20 protein-coding genes are annotated in these 20,884 nt (G+C 37.3%); 12 read left to right on the top strand and 8 right to left on the bottom strand.

Features of this window, described 5'->3' with window-relative positions; translation table 11 throughout:
* Window positions 1–7: 7 nt before the first annotated feature.
* On the bottom strand, window positions 8–796 hold the full coding sequence (locus ACWPVE_RS06565; protein WP_453991840.1) for an HAD family hydrolase: 789 nt from the start codon (window positions 794–796) through the stop codon (window positions 8–10).
* Between the two features lie 96 nt (window positions 797–892).
* Here ACWPVE_RS06565 and ACWPVE_RS06560 point away from each other — a divergent pair, with 96 nt between their 5' ends.
* Entirely contained in the window at window positions 893–2,596 is a 1,704-nt protein-coding gene (locus ACWPVE_RS06560) for a DUF2207 domain-containing protein (RefSeq protein ID WP_453991838.1), read from the top strand.
* Between the two features lie 107 nt (window positions 2,597–2,703).
* Here the strand turns inward: ACWPVE_RS06560 and ACWPVE_RS06555 are convergent, their stop codons facing one another.
* Window positions 2,704–4,086, bottom strand: coding sequence for a Glu/Leu/Phe/Val family dehydrogenase (locus ACWPVE_RS06555; RefSeq protein WP_453991836.1), 1,383 nt, complete (start codon window positions 4,084–4,086; stop codon window positions 2,704–2,706).
* A gap of 230 nt (window positions 4,087–4,316) precedes the next feature.
* On the opposite strand from ACWPVE_RS06555, the gene ACWPVE_RS06550 reads away from it, so the two are divergent.
* On the top strand, window positions 4,317–5,255 hold the full coding sequence (locus tag ACWPVE_RS06550; protein WP_453991834.1) for an ATP-grasp domain-containing protein: 939 nt from the start codon (window positions 4,317–4,319) through the stop codon (window positions 5,253–5,255).
* 51 nt (window positions 5,256–5,306) lie between these two features.
* On the opposite strand, the gene ACWPVE_RS06545 is transcribed toward ACWPVE_RS06550, so the two are convergent.
* Window positions 5,307–6,479: an MFS transporter gene (locus ACWPVE_RS06545; protein WP_453997388.1), complete on the bottom strand. Its 1,173-nt coding sequence runs from the start codon at window positions 6,477–6,479 to the stop codon at window positions 5,307–5,309.
* Window positions 6,480–6,680: 201 nt separating this feature from the next.
* Window positions 6,681–7,823 carry a coiled-coil domain-containing protein gene (locus ACWPVE_RS06540; protein WP_453991832.1) on the bottom strand — a complete coding sequence of 381 codons (1,143 nt, stop codon included), beginning with the start codon at window positions 7,821–7,823 and terminating at the stop codon, window positions 6,681–6,683.
* Window positions 7,824–8,189: 366 nt separating this feature from the next.
* On the opposite strand from ACWPVE_RS06540, the gene ACWPVE_RS06535 reads away from it, so the two are divergent.
* Complete coding sequence (locus tag ACWPVE_RS06535; protein ID WP_453991830.1) at window positions 8,190–9,245, top strand: AbrB family transcriptional regulator; 1,056 nt, start codon at window positions 8,190–8,192, stop codon at window positions 9,243–9,245.
* A 345-nt stretch (window positions 9,246–9,590) separates the two neighbouring features.
* On the opposite strand, the gene ACWPVE_RS06530 is transcribed toward ACWPVE_RS06535, so the two are convergent.
* The gene (locus ACWPVE_RS06530) at window positions 9,591–10,067 is read right to left on the bottom strand and encodes a DinB family protein (RefSeq protein ID WP_453991828.1); all 477 of its coding nucleotides are present in this window, start codon (window positions 10,065–10,067) and stop codon (window positions 9,591–9,593) included.
* Window positions 10,068–10,215: 148 nt separating this feature from the next.
* Between ACWPVE_RS06530 and ACWPVE_RS06525 the strand changes: the two genes are divergently transcribed.
* From ACWPVE_RS06525 to ACWPVE_RS06515, 3 genes are all read left to right on the top strand, one after another.
* Window positions 10,216–10,860, top strand: coding sequence for a LytTR family DNA-binding domain-containing protein (locus ACWPVE_RS06525; protein WP_453991826.1), 645 nt, complete (start codon window positions 10,216–10,218; stop codon window positions 10,858–10,860).
* Between the two features lie 250 nt (window positions 10,861–11,110).
* Window positions 11,111–12,622: an acetyl-CoA hydrolase/transferase family protein gene (locus ACWPVE_RS06520; protein WP_453991824.1), complete on the top strand. Its 1,512-nt coding sequence runs from the start codon at window positions 11,111–11,113 to the stop codon at window positions 12,620–12,622.
* A 157-nt stretch (window positions 12,623–12,779) separates the two neighbouring features.
* Window positions 12,780–13,058 (top strand): hypothetical protein, encoded by a 279-nt coding sequence (locus tag ACWPVE_RS06515; protein ID WP_453991823.1) that lies wholly within the window; start codon window positions 12,780–12,782, stop codon window positions 13,056–13,058.
* Window positions 13,059–13,086: 28 nt separating this feature from the next.
* Here ACWPVE_RS06515 and ACWPVE_RS06510 read toward each other — a convergent pair whose 3' ends face one another.
* Window positions 13,087–13,542: a DUF2269 family protein gene (locus tag ACWPVE_RS06510; protein ID WP_453991821.1), complete on the bottom strand. Its 456-nt coding sequence runs from the start codon at window positions 13,540–13,542 to the stop codon at window positions 13,087–13,089.
* Window positions 13,543–13,732: 190 nt separating this feature from the next.
* Here ACWPVE_RS06510 and ACWPVE_RS06505 point away from each other — a divergent pair, with 190 nt between their 5' ends.
* Window positions 13,733–14,158, top strand: coding sequence for a YbaN family protein (locus tag ACWPVE_RS06505; RefSeq protein WP_453991819.1), 426 nt, complete (start codon window positions 13,733–13,735; stop codon window positions 14,156–14,158).
* Between the two features lie 195 nt (window positions 14,159–14,353).
* Here ACWPVE_RS06505 and ACWPVE_RS06500 read toward each other — a convergent pair whose 3' ends face one another.
* On the bottom strand, window positions 14,354–14,695 hold the full coding sequence (locus ACWPVE_RS06500) for an ASCH domain-containing protein (RefSeq protein ID WP_453991817.1): 342 nt from the start codon (window positions 14,693–14,695) through the stop codon (window positions 14,354–14,356).
* A gap of 262 nt (window positions 14,696–14,957) precedes the next feature.
* Between ACWPVE_RS06500 and ACWPVE_RS06495 the strand changes: the two genes are divergently transcribed.
* From ACWPVE_RS06495 to ACWPVE_RS06475, 5 genes are all read left to right on the top strand, one after another.
* Window positions 14,958–15,791 (top strand): basic amino acid ABC transporter substrate-binding protein, encoded by an 834-nt coding sequence (locus ACWPVE_RS06495; protein WP_453991815.1) that lies wholly within the window; start codon window positions 14,958–14,960, stop codon window positions 15,789–15,791.
* A gap of 80 nt (window positions 15,792–15,871) precedes the next feature.
* The gene (locus ACWPVE_RS06490; protein WP_453991813.1) at window positions 15,872–16,528 is read left to right on the top strand and encodes an amino acid ABC transporter permease; all 657 of its coding nucleotides are present in this window, start codon (window positions 15,872–15,874) and stop codon (window positions 16,526–16,528) included.
* Entirely contained in the window at window positions 16,525–17,247 is a 723-nt protein-coding gene (locus ACWPVE_RS06485) for an amino acid ABC transporter ATP-binding protein (protein WP_453991811.1), read from the top strand. The genes ACWPVE_RS06490 and ACWPVE_RS06485 overlap by 4 nt, the downstream gene beginning before the upstream one ends.
* A 36-nt stretch (window positions 17,248–17,283) precedes the next feature.
* Window positions 17,284–17,826 carry an HD domain-containing protein gene (locus ACWPVE_RS06480; RefSeq protein ID WP_453991809.1) on the top strand — a complete coding sequence of 181 codons (543 nt, stop codon included), beginning with the start codon at window positions 17,284–17,286 and terminating at the stop codon, window positions 17,824–17,826.
* 376 nt (window positions 17,827–18,202) lie between these two features.
* The gene (locus ACWPVE_RS06475; protein WP_453991807.1) at window positions 18,203–19,639 is read left to right on the top strand and encodes an MFS transporter; all 1,437 of its coding nucleotides are present in this window, start codon (window positions 18,203–18,205) and stop codon (window positions 19,637–19,639) included.
* Between the two features lie 54 nt (window positions 19,640–19,693).
* Here ACWPVE_RS06475 and ACWPVE_RS06470 read toward each other — a convergent pair whose 3' ends face one another.
* Window positions 19,694–20,869, bottom strand: a complete 1,176-nt coding sequence (locus ACWPVE_RS06470; RefSeq protein ID WP_453991805.1) for an ROK family protein — start codon at window positions 20,867–20,869, stop codon at window positions 19,694–19,696.
* Window positions 20,870–20,884: the final 15 nt, after the last annotated feature.

The raw sequence follows: 20,884 nt of genomic DNA, 5'->3' as shown, positions 1-20,884 counted from the left end.
TAAAATTTTACTCTACTAAACCAATTGATTTTAACCCATTGAATACACCAGAGTCTTCAACATCTGTTGTTTTGTATTTTGCGTAGGAAAATAAATCAGGATGGGCATTTCCCATTGCAAATCCATAACCGACTGCTGAAAGCATCTCTTTATCATTCATGCCATCACCAAATGCAACTGCTTGTTGAGGTGAAAGCTGAAGTGCAGCCAACACGGCATTTACAGCAACCCCTTTATTTACCTTTTTACGAATAACGTCTCGGCAGTTCTTCATGCCTTCTACATTTATTGCGGAAAGATGAATTTCATCAATCCGTTCGAATTTCTTCTCTGCATGTTCTTCATTCGTGATAATCGATGACCCTAAGATTACCTCTTTCATTGATCGATCATAAATCCTATTTTTCCTTAAATGAAAAGTTTTGATGAATTCCTTTACAAGCTCAGATTCCATACTAGTAAAGAGGTTGTTTTTTTGCGAATACAGGACTATATCAAAATTGTTTTCTTCCGTAATGGTTAATAAGTGATCTACTAAGCTTGGTGGAAGTGGTTCGTTAAAGAGAGTTTTCCCTTCGTGTATAGCAAATGCCCCGTTATATGCAATATAAGATGTAATCGAGAGTTCATCCCCAATATCCGTTATTTCATGAAGCGGCCGACCAGTTGCTAGAAATACATCAATTCCTTTTCTTTTTAGTTGAGCAATAGCGGTTTTCGTTGATTCTTCAATCGTATCATTGGGTTGTAAAATGGTACCATCTATGTCAAGGAAGACAATTTTTATAGTAGGCATTTATTTACTCCTTTTTTAGATTAGTATACCATGTTGGTTCATTTGAAACCTGTTGGGGATTTATTCGTATATATAAGTATAAAGGAGGGTACGGTTATGAAAGCAAAAATCGGTGGTTTCATTCTTTTATTGGCTTTTCTTTTAATATTTCCTATACAGAGTTTTGCGGTAGACTATTGGATTAGTGATGTGAAGATAGACGCTCATCTGCAAAAGGATGGGACAGTGCATGTTATAGAAGAGCATACCTATGAATTTGAGGGTGAGTTTAATGGAATTACCCGAACTGTTATACCGAAGGAAGGAAGTACTATAACAGACTTTACAGCGACTGAAAATGGCTCGGAATTACAAATCGAAAAGGAAGATAACCTATATAAGATTCATCGTAAAGGAGAGGACGAGACTATTACAGTTACACTCGCCTACACGATTGAAAAGGGACTGGAATTCTACCAAGATGTCGCACAATTTTATTGGCCGTTTTTCGATAGTCGTAATGAATCAACCTATGGAGATCTCGTTATTACGGTTCATCCGCCCCAGCCAACAGATGAGGTGATTGCGTTTGGTTATGATGAGGCATTTCAGAAAGAAACCGTACAATCTGATGGAACCGTCAACTTCTATTTTGGAGAAGTTCCTAGTGAAACCAATGGAGACATTCGGATTGCCTATAATGTTGGTCTATTTTCTGGAGCGACCTATTTAACCTCTGATGAGCCAATGAGGAATGAGATTTTAAATGCAAAAAATGAACTGCTTGTTAAAGCCCAAGAATGGGAGAAAACTCAAGAAACTCTTGCTAAGATTTCATGGGTGTTAATCCCAATTTTTATCCTCACCTTTATCGTGATCATAATTCGGCACAGGATGGAAGGGAGGGCAAAGCTAGCAGTGGTAAAACGAGAACTAACAAATCCTGGCGTACTTCCAAAGCAGGAGCTCAGCTTACCCGCAACAATTTACTATACAAGCCCTAGCTATGTTCCGAAGGGAGAGACGATGGCTGCAGCGTTATTAGACTTGGTAAGGAAGAAAATGGTCAAACAGGTGTCTGAAGAAAAATTTCAACTTGTAGACCAAACAGGTGCCTTGCCACATGAGACTGTATTAATTGAATGGTTATTTGAGAAAATTGGTAAAAATGGTGAGTTTAGTTTTTCAGACTTGGAAACATTCTCAAAAGACAAGAAGAACAGTGGTAAATACTCTAGTTTTCAAATGAAGTGGGGAGAGGCTGTTCGCAATGAAGTAAAAGAACGCAAACTCTATGAAGATAAATCAAAGTTCAAATTGTTTTTTGGTCTATCAAGCATTGTGTTAGTCCCATTTTTAGTTCTGTTCCCCATGTATGAGTTATTTTTATCGTTTGTTTTAACATTGGTATTGTTTGGAGCAATTATTGTGTATTTGATTGCATACCATCCTAAAAATATGGAAGGCTTACGAATTTATCATGAATGGTTAATGTTTAAAGAAAGCTATAAAGCATTGACACCAGGAGAATGGAAGAAATGGACAGAGGATGACCAAATGCGTGCCTATATTTATGGGTTAGGATTAAGGGATAAGGGAATGAAGGAACAAAACGAGAATTTGATATCAGCTTTTGCTACACCGTATTTTAATCCGACTGCAGGGTTTTACCCATATTCGATTTATTCCTTTGGGTATGTCGGCCCTAACGCATCTGCTTCCTTTGAATCTGCAAATGAGTCCATCGGAAGTGGTAGTAGCAGTGGAGGCAGTTATGGCGGAGGAACTGGTGGAGGCGGTGGAGGATCAGGGGCTTTTTAGGTAGTATGGTGATACAGACCCAAGGTTCCCATCGTTTTTATTATCAAGACCAAGGAATCGATTCACTTGAAAAAAAGCGGCAGTCTAGGCTGCCACTTTTTTATTGTTTAATACAATTTCCCTTGACGATATAGAACGGTTGATAATCTTGTAACAGAGTGAATATAACAATTTTGTCTTAACGTATAAGAACCACCGAAAAATGCAGGTAAGATGGCATCAAGAGTTGCCTTCATTTTATTGAAGAGTTGGTTAAATACCTCATCTTCACTGTAAAATTGAGTTTCGCGGCCTTGTAACCACTCTAAGTATGAAACTATAACCCCTCCAGCATTAGCAAGAATGTCTGGTATGATTAAAACACCATTTTGACTTAAGAATTCATCAGCATCCTCGGTGATTGGAGCGTTCGCACCTTCAACAATAATTGGAGCTTTGATTTTATCCATATTGTCTGCATGGATTTGATCTTCTAAGGCAGCGAGAATTAACGTGTCTACATCTAGATAAAGAATCGCTTCACGGTCTAATATATCTGCTTTTACTCCAGCAATAGCCAATTCTTCAGGAGAAACAGGTAAATCACCCTTGTTGCCCTTTGTGAATTTAACAAGGGATGGAATGTTTAGACCATCTTCATTAAATAACGTGACATTACGATCACTAATCGCTACGACTTTATTTTGTAAATATGTACACTGATAGGCTTCCAGTGCTGCAACAGAACCAACATTTCCAAAGCCTTGGATAGCAAGTTTCATTGGTTTATTTTCAAACTTAGAGACTGTTTTGGAAAATGAATTATCTGTTTTTGTAAGTAGGTTTTTTTGATTTTTGATGAAATCATGAAATAGATAACGGAATGTAAAATATACACCTTTCCCTGTGGCTTCACGTCGTCCTAGAGAACCTCCGTTTACCACGCTCTTTCCTGTAAAACTCCCTCTGTATGGAGTACCAGGGCGAATGCTTTTGTACTCCGCCATCATCCAATCCATTTCACGTTCACCTGAACCTACATCTGGCGCAGGAATATCTTTATCTGGGCCAAGGCTATCACTAAAGTAACGAACATATTTTTTACAAATCTGATGAAGTTCTTTCTCGGATAGTGTTCGAGGATTGACAACAAGTCCTCCTTTTCCTCCACCAAATGGAACATTATGTAGTGCGTTTTTTAATGTCATCAGGGAAGCTAGATTTATCACTTCATCCTCGTTGACTGTTTCGTGGAAACGAATTCCCCCTTTATAAGGGCCCAATGCATTATTATGCTGAACGCGGTAAGCTGGAATTCGAACTACTTGGCCATTTTCTAAAGGAATTCTTAAAAATGATTTATGTACATGATTCGGGGTAGATAAAATGGAGGCTAAAGAGGTGAATGCTTTCTCCCTGGTTTCCCCTGTTAATTCTGGAATAAACGTATCATCCTTCATTAAAGCATCTAAGGATCGCTGAACAATTTGCTTCGTTTTATTCAATTTCATTCCTCCCATTGTTGAAAGCGTTACTAATTTTATTGTAACACAACATAGGAATTTTTATAGGAATAAGGACAGGGGGGACAAGCTATTTGTTTTACTTTATTTTGGCTAAAATCGTGTACTTTCTCTTTGCAGAAGAATGATAATTTAAATCCGTTCTTTTTGTTTGCACTTCCTACTGGTTTAAAATATGATAATACATATGAGAATGATAGGAATTGAGGGGACTACAAGTGGCGAAAAAAATATATATTATCCATGAAAATGATGATTGGACTTTACATTTGACAAAACGGTTGGATGAATTAAATCTACCATATGAAGCATGGCATCTAGATCAAGGAATGATTGATTTAACTGCAGAGCCACCAGAGGGTGTTTTTTATAATCGAATGAGTGCGTCCTCCCATACAAGAGACCATCGATTTGCTCCAGAATTAACAGGAGGTATTTTAGATTGGCTCGAATTTCATAATCGTACAGTTTTTAATGGTAGCAATGCCCTTCGTCTTGAGTTAAGTAAAATCAAACAATACACAGCGCTTGAGAAAAATGGGATCCGTACTCCAAAAACGATAGGTGCAGTGGGGCGCAAGCAAATTATTGAAGCAGCAAAAAAGTTAGGTAAAATACCTTTTATCACAAAACATAACCGAGCGGGTAAGGGCTTAGGTGTTCAATTATTTCAATCTGTTGAAGCGTTAGAAGCCTATGTGAATAGTGCAGCATTTGAAGAGCCAGTTGACGGAATTACGCTAATACAGGAATATATTGAATCACCAGATTCCTCGATTACAAGAGCAGAGTTTGTTGGGGGGAAATATGTATATTCTGTTAGAGTAGATACATCTGAAGGTTTTGAACTTTGCCCTGCTGACGCATGCCAGATTGGCGATTTATTTTGTCCAGTTGGAGAAGAAGTAGAAGAACGTCCGAAGTTTGAAATTATTGATGATGTTGACCCAGAACAAATTGCAAGATATGAAACTTTCCTTAAAAATGTAAATATTGATGTAGCAGGTATCGAGTTTGTGAAAAATGCCGAGGGTGAAGTTTTCACCTACGACGTTAATACAAATACCAATTACAATTCTGATGCAGAAGCAAAAGCCGAGAAATATGGAATGTTGGAGCTCGCAAAATTCCTTGGAGCAGCACTAGAGAAGGAATGAGACTCAGTATTATGTGATAAATACAGAAGTAATTTGAAAGAAGGGGTAGCGTTACACGCTGCCCCTCGTTTGTTTTACATGTTGAACAGAATAAGCCCTATATAAAATAAATGCGATTGCTGACAAGAAAATACCAGAAATATATGGTAAACCGCTTCCGATACTGTAGAGCAATCCGCCTAAAATAGGTCCGAGAATTCTTCCTAATGAATCGAAGGAAGACAATAATCCTGTAACACTGCCATGGCCATTTTTTGCTCGCTTCGTTAATAAGGCTGAAACGGCAGGACGAATGACACCATTACCCACTCCGAAAATGGTTAAATAAATTGCAGCGGTAAGAAAATCCTTTGTAAATAAAATAAGGAAGAAACCTAAAGCCGACACAACGATACCAATTTGAATAACAAAGCCTTCACCAAATCGTTTCGTCAATTTTCCCACAAGACCACCTTGAACAATAGCGCCAGCTAATCCCATTATCATAAAAATATAACCAAGTTCAGTCGTCCCTAATCCTGCTTTCTCAGCTGCAAAATAAGCAAATGTAGCTTCAAGCCCCGATAGGGATAATGTGATAAACAAGGAAATGAAAAATAGAACAGCTTCAGGCCCATTAATTGCTTTCAAAAGACTAGGTCTTTTTCTTCCTGATGGATGTCTCGCCTCTTTAGACAGAGATTCCTTAAGGATGAATAGAACTAATAAAAAGGTCAAAAAAGATGAAAACCCTGCTATGTAAAAAGGCATTTGTAAGTCTGTTTTCGAAAAGATACCTCCTATAGCTGGCCCAAAAATAAACCCTAAACCGATAGAAGCACCAATGACTCCCATACCTTTCCCTCGATCTTCTTCAGATGTAATATCTGCAGCATATGCCATAACAGTTGGCATAGTAGCGGCAGAAAGGAATCCTCCGACAATTCTAGCAGCAAAGAGCATCCAAAGCGCAGTAGATAGGGCCATTAAAAAGAAGGAAACGGCAAGGCCGAAAATTCCGATCATAATAACAGGCTTGCGACCAACTCGATCGGAAATTCTTCCCCACATCGGGGCAAACAAAAATTGCATGAGAGAATAAACAGCCATTAGCAGCCCTAATTCAGTTGGTGATGCACCGAGATTCTCTGCATAAAAAGGTATAACGGGAATGATAATACCAAACCCAACATATACGAAAAACATAACAGCAAATAAGATGGGTAATGCTTTTTTTGTATCCAACATTATGTCACTCCAGTATGAATAGCTTACTTTCCTATCATAAATTAAATAAAACCTTTTTGAAAGCCTTGGGGAAGAGAGTCAAGAAAAATTCATCTTACTCGTTAAGCACCTGGATGTTTTTTCACTCTCAACAAAAGTTTATAAAGCAAAAAAGCATCTTCAAAAAGATGAAGATGCTTCTTAACATAGGTCTTTCCATTACATAATACGTCTAACATGACCCTTAAAATGTTTATTCCAGTAGCCACTTGACATATCAGCAACAGCTACACCAGTAGAGTTCTGAGAGCCGATAAATTTACCGCCTCCGACATATATTCCAACATGACCATCTTTTTTATAAGTATCAAAGAATACTAAATCACCAGGTTTCATGTCATTAACTGACACAGCCGTACCTTGGTGCCTTAATGCACTCGTGCTTGAGCCTACATTAACACCTGCTTGAGCAAATGCCCAATGAACAAAACCAGAGCAGTCAAACAAACCATTTGCAATATCAGAAGCACTTCTACCGCCACCGAATTTATATGCAGATCTTCCGATGTATTTATACCCTGCATTAATAACTGTGCTAAGTGAACCTGTCACTTTTGGAGAAGAGGTTGGAACTTTAGCAACAGATGCAGTTGTAGGTGTAGTAGATGTTGAAGTAGTAGCTGAAGCATTGTTTTCAGCTGGTGTAGCAGCAAGCATACTTGCACGAAGTTCTTCAATATCTGCTAGTGTTTTTTGTTCTTTTGATTGCAAGGCAGCTTTTAATGAGTCATTTTGAGTTTTTTGTTCCTGAATTTGTGCTTGCATAGCTACCAATTCTTCTTTTTTACTTTGTAAAGAAGTAAGTGTTTCCTGAATAATATCTTGTTTTTCTTTTACTAGATTGATTGCATCCACTTGCTCATCTACTATTTTTTGATCAGCTTGCATAATGGTAGTAACAGCGCTCACACGGTTTATAAAGTCACTGAAACTTTGAGCACCAAATATAACATCTATGTAACTAATAGCACCGCCAGATTGCTGCATCATGCGGACACGTTCTTTTAGTATTTCGTTCCGAGCCTCAATCTCTTTCTCTAATTGGTCAATTTCAGCTTGAAGTGTATTGACTTTTTCTTCAGATTTTTGAATATCAGCCTCTGTTTTGGCAATCATTTTATTGTTTTCTTCAATCGCTTGATCAACTCTAGCGATTTGTTCATTTAATTCATTTAGTGCACGCTGCGTTTCTGAAAGTTCACTTTGAAGTGAATCCAATGTATCGGCATTAGGTGAGATCACATATGGGGAAAAGGCACTTAGCATTAAAGTGGCACTTAACGTTATCAGTGTCTTTTTCAAGATAATTCCTACTTTCTTACTAATCTACTTTTTATTAATCTAGTTTTTTACTCTCCAATATTATCATATATTTCTTTGAAATTCTCCATTTGTCGCGAAATTGTTACATTTTGTTATAATTGTAATGTTTCTATAAAGTGAATAATAGCAATGCAAATAGAGGTTTCGCACATTTGGTGTCGAAATATAATTGTAATAATTGCAATATGAAATATTCGCATGTTCCTACTAAAGTAGGAGGACCGGAAAGTAATTTCAATTAACTATTAGCAGTATCCCAAGTCGTATACTTCTGTAATCTTAGAAACGTACTTTGCATACTATTCTTTAGAGATCGTACCGTTTTTGAGAAAGGTTGTACATAAAATGAAACTAAAAGTAATGAAGGGAATAGGTGAGTCCTATCTAGTTGCGGGAATCGGAGGTCTGCTCTTTTACGTCTTGCATTTTCCAATACCATGGATCCTTGGTCCAATGTCATTTATGATTTTATATAAGGCTATTGCACACCGAAAAATGATTGTGTCTACAAGGGCATATAATGGGGGACTGGCAACCCTAGGAATCTACTTTGGTTTATCTTTTACAAGTGAAACATTTTCCACAGTGTATCCTTATATTCTACCGTTTTTATTAACGACAGCTTTATTATTATCAATTAGTGTAATCAACAGTATCTTTATAACTCGTTTTATAAAAATTGACCCCATGACAAGTGTTTTTGGTTCAATTCCAGGGGGACTATCTGAAATGGTCGCGGCAAGCCACTCTTTGAATGCAAATTCAGCTATGGTAACGATATTTCAAACTGTTCGCTTGTTAACGGTAGTCTTTATAGTTCCAGTCATAGTCACACAGTTTTTTGTAAGGAATAGTGAAGCCTCCTATGAACTAATAAAAAATAGCAGTAATGTTCCATTACACTCTTATTTGTGGCTTTGTATTGCTGTTGTTGTAGGATGGTTGCTTCGAAATAAGCTTCCAGCTGCTTATGTTGTTGGACCACTAGCGGTTACGGCACTCCTTGGTGTTTTAGGTGTAGGCTTACCTTCTATTGCTTCATGGTTTTTGATAATAGCTCAGGTTACTGTAGGGATGAAAATGGGAAACAATATCAAACTACGAGATATTAAGTTTGGTGGAAAGTATTGTGGATTGTACTTGTTGCTGACTATTTTTTTAATTGGAATTTCTTTTGGATTTGGGTATGTGTTTGCTCTCTTCTCGGATTTAGATTTACCAACTGCTATGCTAAGTCTGGCACCTGGTGGCATAGTTGAGATGGTGTTAACGGCAGACTCAATCGGAGCAGACCCAGCTGTGGTTAGTTCGTTGCAACTCATTCGTCTATTGTTCATCATTTTACTCGTACCTGGTTTTTTGAAATGGATGTTTACAAGGAAGCAAAAAGCAGTTGCATAATGGGAAGATACATCAACTACATGAATGTAGTCCAAAGTTCTTTAGTAGCTAGGCGTAACAGTTAAACAAGCGTTTGTTTGAATGGATGTGAGACATGAGAAATTTTGTAGATAAAATTCAAACAAACGCTTGAATGAAGAGTCAATCCCTTGGGCCGTAAAGAACTGACTGCTAAACAAACGTTTGTTTGAATATTAATTTGTAAACTGTGGGATATGAATGTTAAATTTAGTTTTTTAAAGTATATGGGGATGATCTTATCATTTCTGTTAAGGATAGGGAAGGGGATATAGTCAAAACAAATAGCCACTAGGAAAACCAAGTGGCTAAATGAATCAATAATGTTTAAGCGCCCCACTCTTCTTTAGATGGTCCATATACTCCTGGTACCTTTAAACCAGCTTGGCGCATAAGGATTGTCATTTGCCCGCGATGGTGAATTTGATGTGTATTCATCATTCCGAGTGTCACGGCAACTGGCATTTGCTGACCAAACACTTCTTTGACTTCCTTCAATGATTCTTCGTTCCATTGCTTTTTTATTGCGGAAACTAAGTTTTCGCTAGTTGTACGATAGCTGTCTGCTATTTCCTTAGCACTAGCTGGTACATCTTCACCTTGAGCTCCTTCAAATTGCAGACCAGCCTGAGAAAGCATTTGATGTACAGAAGTTACAACATGCCAAGAGAGCTCACCTAAAGTACGGTGACCAGGCGCAACTTCTTGTGCTAATGACTCATCTGATAAAGCATCCAGAATTTTTTGAGTAGCACTTGCTTCATACTGCCAATCTTGCAAGAATTCATCGATTGAATGATACATATGTATTCCTCCTATAATGTGATTACCAATATTATACTTCATGTACATCTAAAAGACATTTTAAACAGTCCCTTGATAATGTTTTCATTTTTGAAACCATGTAAAATAGAAGTAGAATCTATATTTCTACAATAAAGGATGTTGACATGTGAAGGATATTACACTTGGCTCACTCTTAAATGTGATCGGGGAATTGTTCTCTGACGAAATTTCGATAGCGGTTTCAAATACAACTGAATATGTATATTATCGTCCAAGTAAACGAGTGGACTTAAAAATCAAACCTGGTGACGAGGTTAAAGAAGGAACCATTGCTTATAAGGCGATTACATCAAGACAAAAAGCATCTGAATTTATCAATCGAGACGTGTTTGGGGTTCCTTATCATGGAATGGCGGTACCCTTTTTCCATAAAAATGAATTGGAAGGGTGCGTAACAGCGATTTATCCTGCCTTAACAGATGGGAAGTCGGTGGTGACGGTAAAATCACAGGATGGGTGGGTCCCTATCCCTTTTGCAGATGTTATTTTTCTAGAAGCGAAACAAAAAAAGACGTATGTATATACAGAAGACTTTTATGGTACACATAAATATTCGCTGCAGGAATTCGAATATAGGTTACCTAAGGATTTTTTTGTCCGTTGCCACCGTTCATTTATTGTAAATGTTCATCAAATAAAAGAAATTCACCCTGATACCCATTCCACATTTTTATTAGAGATGAAGAATGGTGCTAGAGTGCCAGTTAGTCAAAATTACTCGAGTTATTTTCGTAAATTGTTAGGCTTTTAATAGTATTAGAAGGATATTTCCAATTTTTATAGGGAGGATCACGTATAGGATAATGACTAGGTACGCCACGTCCTGAAATCTTCGTCTTAGTGCCCCGTATAAAGTGGTTAAAAGAACAAATCTTCTACTTCAGAGGTTTGTTCTTCTTATTTATCAACATTATTTGTGCTTTACTCCAGAAATCCCAATTCTGATAGTAAATAAAGTTAAAATTATCTTAATATTCTATTTCATGAAAGGGATGGGAGATATGAATAACAAATTAGTGCGTATTAAGGACACTCGCCTACATAACCTTGTTGTAACACCAGAAGAAGCGGCAGAATGGATCGGGGACGGTATGACATTAGGACTTAGTGGCTTTACTCGTGCAGGTGATGTGAAAGCGGTGCCATTCGCGCTTGTAAAACGTGCTGAAAAAGAACCTTTAAAAGTAAACGTATATACAGGAGCCTCACTAGGATCTGATGTAGATAAATTATTTGCTGAGGCAGGGATATTAGGTAAGCGTCTACCATTCCAGGCCGACCCTACGATGAGAAAAGGTATTAACCAAGGGGATTTTTTATTTGTAGACCAGCATTTATCACATACATCAGAATTAATACGTTCAAATGTAATGGAAGTTGATGTGGCAATTTTGGAAGCGGTTGCAATTAGTGAAGATGGTTTAATCATTCCGACAACATCAATCGGAAACTCTTTAACATTTGCACAACATGCCAAAACAATTATTGTTGAAATAAATCTTGCACAAACACCTGAGCTTGAGGGTGTTCATGATTTATACGCACCAGGTAGTCAAGGGGAAAGAGAACCGATTCCGTTAACAAAGTCTGATGATCGAATTGGCTTACAAGGAATTAAGGTTGACGTAGAGAAAATTAAGGGAATCGTTTTTACAAATCAGACAGATTCACCTTCAACAATTGTACCTCCAGATGAAGAAACGGAAGTTATGGCCCAGCACTTGTTAACTTTTTTACGAAATGAAATAGAAGCAGGTCGCTTAACTGAGAAACTCGCACCACTACAATCAGGTATTGGCTCAGTAGCAAATGCCGTGTTACATGGAATGCTTGATTCAGAGTTTACTGATTTAGAAGTATATTCTGAGGTCCTACAGGATGCAGTATTTGACTTAATAGATGCTGGAAAAGTGAACTTCGCTTCATGTTGTTCGATTACATTATCGGATGAAAAAATGAAGAAGGTCTTTGGTAATTTCGAACAGTACCGTGACAAGTTAATCATGAGGCCACAAGAGATTTCAAATCATCCTGAAATCATCCGACGTCTCGGACTTATTTCAATTAATACAGCACTCGAACTAGATATTTACGGAAATGTGAATTCAACACATGTACTTGGAACAAAAATGATGAACGGTATTGGAGGATCGGGTGACTTTGCAAGAAACGCACGTCTTGCGATTTTTGTTACAAAATCAATTGCAAAAGGTGGAAATATTTCAAGCATCGTACCATTTGTATCCCATGTGGATCATACTGAGCATGATGTAGATGTCATTGTAACAGAACAAGGATACGCTGATCTCAGGGGACTTGCACCTAGAGAGCGCGTGGAATTGATTATCGAAAACTGCGCACATCCGATGTATAAAGAACAACTTCGTGAGTATTACCAAGAAGCGCTAACAAGAGGTGGGCAAACACCACATGTATTAGAAAAAGCGTTCTCTTGGCATACAAACTTTGCGCAAACAGGAACTATGCTACAAAAAGAATTAGTTGAAGCGTAACTAGTATAGCCAGCCGTATAAAGAAGCAATTCTTTATGCGGCGTATTTTTTGAGCTTGTATTTCAAATTGTACAAACGAACATAGGTAAAAAGTAATCTATTCTACCATTTGGAATCATGGTACGATTAACGAAAATGTGTAGGGAAGAGGGGTCAAATGAAACAACTTAAAGCATTAGTAGGCTGCTTTTTTATTGGAGTGTCTGCTTTTTTGTATGCTACAAAGCATATAACAGCCGCAATCATATCGTCCAATATAAATCGTCCAGATGTAAATTATTATGAGGGTGCATACAAAATTGTCGGCTTCGGCATCAACTTTTGGATCGTAGCATCGCTACTTATCGGGGTAGTTATATTAATAAGTCTGTTTGCACAAGGAACTGGGATTTGGTCTAAAAAGAAAAGAACAATAGAAGAAAATCCTCACCAATGAACGATGAGGATTTTGATACTTGTAAGAATTAAAAAGGCTTTAAAATCATAAGGGTAATGACTATTAGAAAAATGAAGTTCTCGAAATGTTCGACTCGGAAAAGTGCTTTTGCTAAAGGATAGTATTCTTCAGGAATGTCATCACCTTGATGGGTTTTTAATAACTCCTTTACTGGCTTTGATTTGGGTGTCAGAGCGAAAGGTCCCATTGCTAATGCAACGAGAAAGAGCACTAAGCTTGTTACATACCAGCCCATTTTAAAAAGATACGGATTAATAGCCCCCATTAGAAGACCTGTCACTAGCAGTGAAATACCACCAATCATAACAATAATATGAAGTCTATGTCTAATCGCATAAGAATGACGAAGCTCTGTCATCGTATCTCCTTTTTTCACTACTGTTGTTAAGATAAAGCCAGGTCCCATACCAAGGATGGCTGAAATTATATGTATAAAAACAAGTATTTGATAAAGTACATCCACTTAATGGAAACCCCCATTCACAACATATCCACTACCAATGATACCACTAAATATAAATAGGAATGTGATATCCCTCACTCTCCATGCACTATTATCTTACTATTTTGTGACATCTGTTTTCCAGTAAGAAATGCATGATATAATAGTAAAAGGTTATAGATAGTGAAAGTTATAGAAAGGAGGCAATTTTGTGAAGAGTATCACGAAATTTTTATTTATTGTCTTAGGTTTTCTATTTTTAGGCCTCGGGGTAATAGGAATTGTTTTGCCAATCATTCCAACTACACCATTTTTGCTTCTTGCTTCCTTCTTTTTCGTAAAAGGCTCTGAGCGTTTTGACCGCTGGTTTAAAGGCACCAGTTTATATAAAAAGCATTTAGAAGGATTTGTTAAGCGCCGTGAAATGACTCTTAGACAAAAGCTTACCATTCTGTTAACAGCCGATGCGATGATTGCCGTTCCTTTTTTTATTCTGGATAGTGTTGCCCTAAAACTATTTTTAGTAGTTGTTGTCATTTATAAGTATTACTACTTCATAACTAAAATAAAAACAGTCACACTAGATTCCAATGCGATACATGAAAAGCAATTGCTCGAAAAAGCAAGCCATAAATAATACAAAAACCCTTGTCATTCTTATTATGACAAGGGTTTTTAGTCGTTATATACTAAATGGTCTGTGTTTTCGTCTAGGTTTTGGATACTATCGGATCGAGTATGAAGCTAGTCGATCATGCCAGGATGGTGGGTTCCTTTTTTACGTACAGGACATGCCTAGCTTTTACTTGAATTGGGATTACATGACTTTTTCTTATTCAGTTACTTTGCTAAATTCATGAACCCAGACTTTCATATGAGGGAGCCAAGGCATTCCAGGATGGTAGGACAGGATCGATTCTTTATACTCATCAACTGTATCAAACCCTTCCCTTTTTGCATCTTCATCTGTCAGTTCGCCAAGGGACTGCTCATATACCTGGTCAATTCTAAATTGTTGACCTTCTAGGGTCATAATTTCCCCAACATCAGCATATCTTCCGTTTCTGCGAGTGGCTGTTTTAATACCTTCAAGTACTTTTTTTATGTCCGACTCCATTGTCACGAGACGATCAATGGTACATGTTTTTGCTGGTAATTCGTTTGGTGTAGTCATAATTATGCTCCTTTCAATTGACAATCTTCATTATTGGTTTTACCAACTTTCACTATACATACTCTAACAAGAAATTGGAGTAGTAACAACATGGTTTGTCTAATAATCTTAGTTGACCCGTTTTTTCACGATTGGATTGGTTCTATTGTTCTATATAGATTTCATAATATGTAGGGAGAGAGCCATGTAATGTAGCAAATAGTTGTTTCTGATTTTTTTAGACACTACTAATACTTATAAAAGTATTGAAAGGGGTTACATAATGAAGAAATTATCTGTTTTTTCGATTTTGTTAGTTTTCTTATTGTTAGCTGCCTGTGGAACGAGCGATACGAGCGGGAAAGATGGAGGTAAAGAAGGTGAGGAGCAGGACAAAAAAACCCTTAAGGTTATGACAGATGCTGCCTACGCGCCGTTCGAATTTATGGAAGGTGACAAAATTGTCGGCTTTGAAATCGATGTGATTCAAGCGGTGGCTGAAGAAGCAGGGTATGAACTAGATATCAAGCATACTGGTTGGGACCCCATCTTTGTTGAGTTAAACAAAGGATCGTATGATATGGCGATTTCTTCTATTTCCATTACGGAAGAACGTAAGAAAGAGTACTTATTTACGATTCCGTTCTTTCTATCCACGAATAAAATTATGATTCCTGAAGACAGTGACATTCAAACTGCAGAAGATTTAAAAGGTAAAGTGGTCGCGGTTCAAGCTTCAACCACAGGTCATTTTGCTGTAGAAAAGGTACTAGGTGAAAAGCACCCTGATATTAAAGCTTTTGAAAATAATAACCTAGCGATTCTTGAACTGGACAGCGGTGGAGCAGATGCCGTTGTGGCAGATAACGGTGTGATTGAATACTACGCCGCACAAAATCCGAATAAAAAACTAAAAGTAGTCGGAGACAGTGATACTTTTGATGCGGAATTTTACGGAATGATGTTTCCAAAAGGAAGTGACGACTTAAAAGCTGATTTTGATCAGGCAATCGAAGCTATTATTGAGAACGGAACATATACCGAAATTTATCAAGAATGGTTTGGAGCAGAACCAGATTTAGAGGCATTAAAAGCAGAACAAGAAGCTTCGAAATAGGATAAACCAAAAATTGCGTAACGACTTTAATGTGTTACGCAATTTTTGCCATATTTACAAATTTTACAGGGGGACACACTATGAATTTTAGTTTCGAAATAATTATTGATTACCTTCCCTATTTTGGGAAGGGGGCATTGCTAACCATCGGGTTATCCATTGCTGGGATTTTACTTGGGACAATCCTAGGTCTATTTATAGGTCTTGGAAAAATGATTCGAAATAAATGGTTAGCATTTCCGTTTGAATGTTACATTACCTTCTTTCGAGGAACACCATTACTTGTTCAAATCCTTTTAGTGCATTTTGGGGTTGTTCCGATGTTTCTTGGTACGACAAACGGTATAGTAGCTGGAGTTATTGCACTAACCTTAAATGCATCGGCATATATCGCCGAGATTTTTAGAGCGGGTATCCAGTCTTTAGATCGAGGACAAATGGAAGCTGCACGCTCCTTGGGAATGTCCCATGTTCAAGCAATGAGATATATCATTATCCCGCAAGCCTTCAAGCGGATGATTCCTCCACTCGGAAACGAATTTGTAATCCTAATAAAAGATTCATCTCTTCTATCGGTTGTCGCAACCCCTGAATTAATGCATTGGGGACGTATGATGATGGGACAGCATGCCAAAGTATGGGAGCCATATTTAACGGCGGCCTTCATTTACCTAGTCCTAACACTATCTTTAACACTTCTTTTAAACCACCTAGAAAAGAGGTTGAAAACGGAATGATTAAAATAGTTAATATTAAAAAAACGTTCGGAAAAAACGAAGTACTAAAAGGAATTTCGGCCGAAATTAGGCCACAGGAAGTAGTGGTAGTTATTGGTCCATCTGGTTCTGGAAAATCAACCTTTTTACGATGTATCAACCTACTTGAAACCTTTGATGAAGGACAAGTGTATATTGAAGGTGTTGATATAATGGATAAAGAAACCAATATTAACAAAATCAGAACAGATGTTGGAATGGTATTCCAACAATTTAATCTATTTCCGCACAAGACCGTGATGGAAAATATCACGTTATCCCCATTGAAAGTAAAAAAGATTTCTGAAGAACTAGCGTATAATAAAGGTATGGAACTTTTGAAAAAAGTGGGTCTTGCAGAAAAAGCGAATGCTTATCCAGATTCCTTATCTGGAGGTCAAAAACAACGTGTTGCGATTGCGAGAGCCCTTGCAATGGAACCGAAAATCATGCTGTTTGATGAACCAACCTCTGCACTCGATCCAGAAATGGTTGGTGAAGTTTTAGAGGTTATGAAGCAGTTGGCACAAGAAGGGATGACCATGGTTGTTGTGACCCATGAAATGGGCTTTGCTCGCGAGGTTGGAGATCGTGTTCTATTTATGGATGGTGGGTATATTGTGGAGGAAAATCGACCGAAAGAGTTGTTCGAAAATCCTCAACATCAACGAACGAAAGCATTTTTAAGTAAAGTACTTTAGTTCTTCAGAAGCATTTTTTTATAGGTGGTGATAAAAATGGACATGATTGAGAAAGCAATAATAGTTGCAAGTAAAGCGCACGATGGACAATATCGAAAACTAACACAAATTCCTTATATTACACATCCGCTTAGTGTTGGCCTTATTTTGTTAAAGGCTAATGTAAAAGAAGAGCTAATTGCTGCAGGAATTTTACATGATACTGTGGAAGATACCGAGCTAACCTTAGAAGAAATTAAGGAAGAATTTGGAGAAGTAGTGGCAGAAATAGTGGATGGTTGCTCTGAGCCAGATAAATCGTTAACGTGGGAAGAGAGAAAAGAACATACCATCTCTTTTTTACGAACAGCATCAGAAGAAATCCGTATCGTCGTATGCGCTGATAAACTCCATAATATCCGATCTATGATCCGTGATTACGAAGAACTGGGTGACCAAGTGTGGAGACGGTTTAGTCGCGGTAGGGATAAGCAAGAGTGGTACTACCGAAACGTGACCGCAAGCCTTGGCCATTCTTCAACCTTTCCATTATTAGACGAGCTTAAAAGCGAAGTAAATTCCTTATTCGGTAAGTACTAACATTGTCTCAAAGGGAGCTTTGGGGCATTTTTTATTTAGAGAAGTTTCACTTATCGCTCCTTTTGTTTGACTAACAAACTAATATTGTTGTTCATTTGAATGAATGTTGGTTGGTTTATGTGAACAAAATTCAATCTTAATTAGCTGTAACTTGTTGGTAATAATGAGTGTAAAACCTTAATTTCATTGGATTCTGAAAAGAAAATATAATTCCGCTTTCAAAAAAATGTTGACGTTTTAAAATATATAGTGATACTATTCTAATATGCTATTTAATTTGTTCACCCAACGAATTAAAGAAAACTTTCAAGTATTTTTTAAATCATCTAAGCAATCCTAATAAATAAGTAAACCTAAGTAATGGGGGAATTACGAAATGAGTACAGCAAAGTCGCTTGACACCACAGAAACAAATGTAAGCGGAAATCACGGAAAACCCGAAGTGCGTCCTTTTGGTATAAGAGATAAGTTAGGGTATTTATTTGGTGATTTTGGCAACGATTTCTTCTTTATTCTTGTAGCTATTTTCTTAATGGTATTTTATACAGATGTTTTCCATATTCATCCAGCAACAGTTGGGGTGTTATTTACAATCGCTCGTCTATGGGATGCTTTTGCTGACGTAGCATGGGGGCGTTTCATCGATACAAGAAAAACAACCCCAAATGGAAAGTTTAAACCTTGGATTTTAAGAATGTCGTTTCCACTAGTTATTACAGGCGTGTTAATGTTCGTTAAGATTCCGGGAATGTCTGATGGATTTTATTTAGCTTGGGCATTTGTTACCTATATTGTATGGGGAACTTTATACAGTACCGTTAATATCCCATATGGTTCAATGGCTTCAGTTATTACAGATGATCCAGTGGAGAGAACATCACTATCTGGTTGGAGAACGATGGGGGCACAAGCTGCTAGTTTAATCATAGGTGTCGGAGGTCCATTGTTTATCTTTGTTGATGATAAAATTGACCCGAACCGCATGTTATCAGCTGCTATTATTTTCGGTGTTCTTGCACTTGCTTGTTATATCGCTTGTTATAAATTATCAACTGAACGAGTTATAGCACCAGAAAGACCAAAGCAAAAGGGCTCTTCGAAAGCAACAATGAAAGGGCTTGTAAAGAACAAACCTTTAATTTGGATTCTTGTTGCATCTCTAGCGTTCATGATTTGTACAATGCTAGTTCAGACAGTTAATACGTTTTTATTTAAAGACTATTTTGCAAATGCTAAGGCACTAAGTTTAATGAATTTAGTTATGACAGGTACAGTATTTGTTCTTATGCCATTCTTAAGCCCACTTGTGAAAAGATTTGGTAAGAAGGAATTAGCGGCTGCTGGAATGCTATTAGCTGGATCAGTTTACTTACTTTTATTCTTCTTAAAGGATATTAGTGCCATGCAATTTATTGCTATATTAACAATCGGAATGTTAGGTAACGCGATTTTTAACCTTGTAATTTGGGCATTTGTAACAGATGTTATTGATTATCATGAATATCTCACTCATTTACGTGAGGATGCAACTATCTACTCTATCTATTCAATGGCTCGAAAAATTGGACAAGCAGTAGCTGGTGGCCTCGGTGGAGTCTTGATTGGATTAGTTGGGTATAATTCAACTCTTGAAATTCAGACAGAAGAGACATTAAAAGGTATTCATACTGTGGGTACTTTAATCCCAGCTGTTATATTCTTGGCTGTTTTCTTAATTATTATTTTCTTCTATCCATTAAACAAAAAGCGTACAAATCAGTTGTCTGCTGATTTAGCGGAAAGAAGAAGAAAAGCACAAGAAACAGAAGCGTAACATTGTATAACAAAACCCCTTCAATGCTGAAGGGGTTTTTGTTGTGACTCTTTTCTATTTATTTTGTTCTTGGTCATATTTTAAATTTAACATAGGTACTTCAAGAAAATGTTTAATAGCATAGGCACATGCGCCCATTGTCACTGATTTCTTTCCGAAACTTGAGACTGATAGGTGACGGTAATGGCTGATTGAAGAGTTTAAATACTCTTCAATTTTTTTTATGGAGTTAGGGTATAGTCTAAGAATTTCTCCATCAAGGACAATCGTATCGGGATTATACATATTAATCATATTATTTAGACCAATTGAAAGGTAGTAAATATAATTTTCGAGCCGTTCAAGAATATCCTGATCACTCTCTAAGATCAATTTATGTAAATCTTCATACGTAAAAGATGAGAGATTTTTTTCCTTTCTAATATTGTCTAAAAAAACTATTTCAGAAGCGTATTGTTCCCAACAGCCTTCATTACCACACTGACACGGTCTCCCTCTCGGTACGACGATCATATGTCCAATTTCACCTGCAAAGCCATCATTTCCACGAAAAAATTCATTATCCATGATCATCCCGAGTCCTATTCCGGTGTAAATCGTTGCACATAGGAGGCTATTTGTCTCATGATGATAAAAAACTCTCTCAGCAAAAGCAGACATGTTTGCATTATTTTCTACATAAATACTTACATTGCATGCCTTTTGCAAGTCTTCTTTTAGATTGACCGATCCCCATTGGAAACGTGGGACGAAATGGACTTTTTCATCTTTGCCAACTAGTCCATGTACTGCAATCACAACACCAGTAATTCCATAGCGATTATCATCAAATTCTTCCTTAAAGAGGTTAATTTGTTCTATTAATAGGTTAAGGATGCTCTCATAGTCTAGCCTGTTACACTCAATTGTCTTTTCACAAATGGGTTTCCCAAGTAAATCTGAAATGGTAAAGGAGATTTGTCCATAGTCCACATCAATTCCAAGTGCATAGCCAGCGTGGGCATTTAATGAAAGCATAATTGGCTTTCTACCGACCGTATTGTGCTCTAGTCGCGTTTCAATGATTAACTCTTCATCTAATAGATCAGCAACCTGTGCAGAGACTGTTGCCCTTGTAAGTGCTGTAGCTTTGGAAATGTCAGCCCTCGAAATCATGCCTTTTTCTATTATTTTCTCTAGTATAAGTGAGCGATTTATTTTTTTAATATATGCTGCATCTCCAGTAATCATACAAATCCCCCATTT

It is taken from the genome of Bacillus nitroreducens, assembly GCF_964021195.1.
The sequence above is the reverse complement of the archived record's forward strand: the minus strand, read 5'-3'. Positions and strand labels throughout refer to the sequence as shown.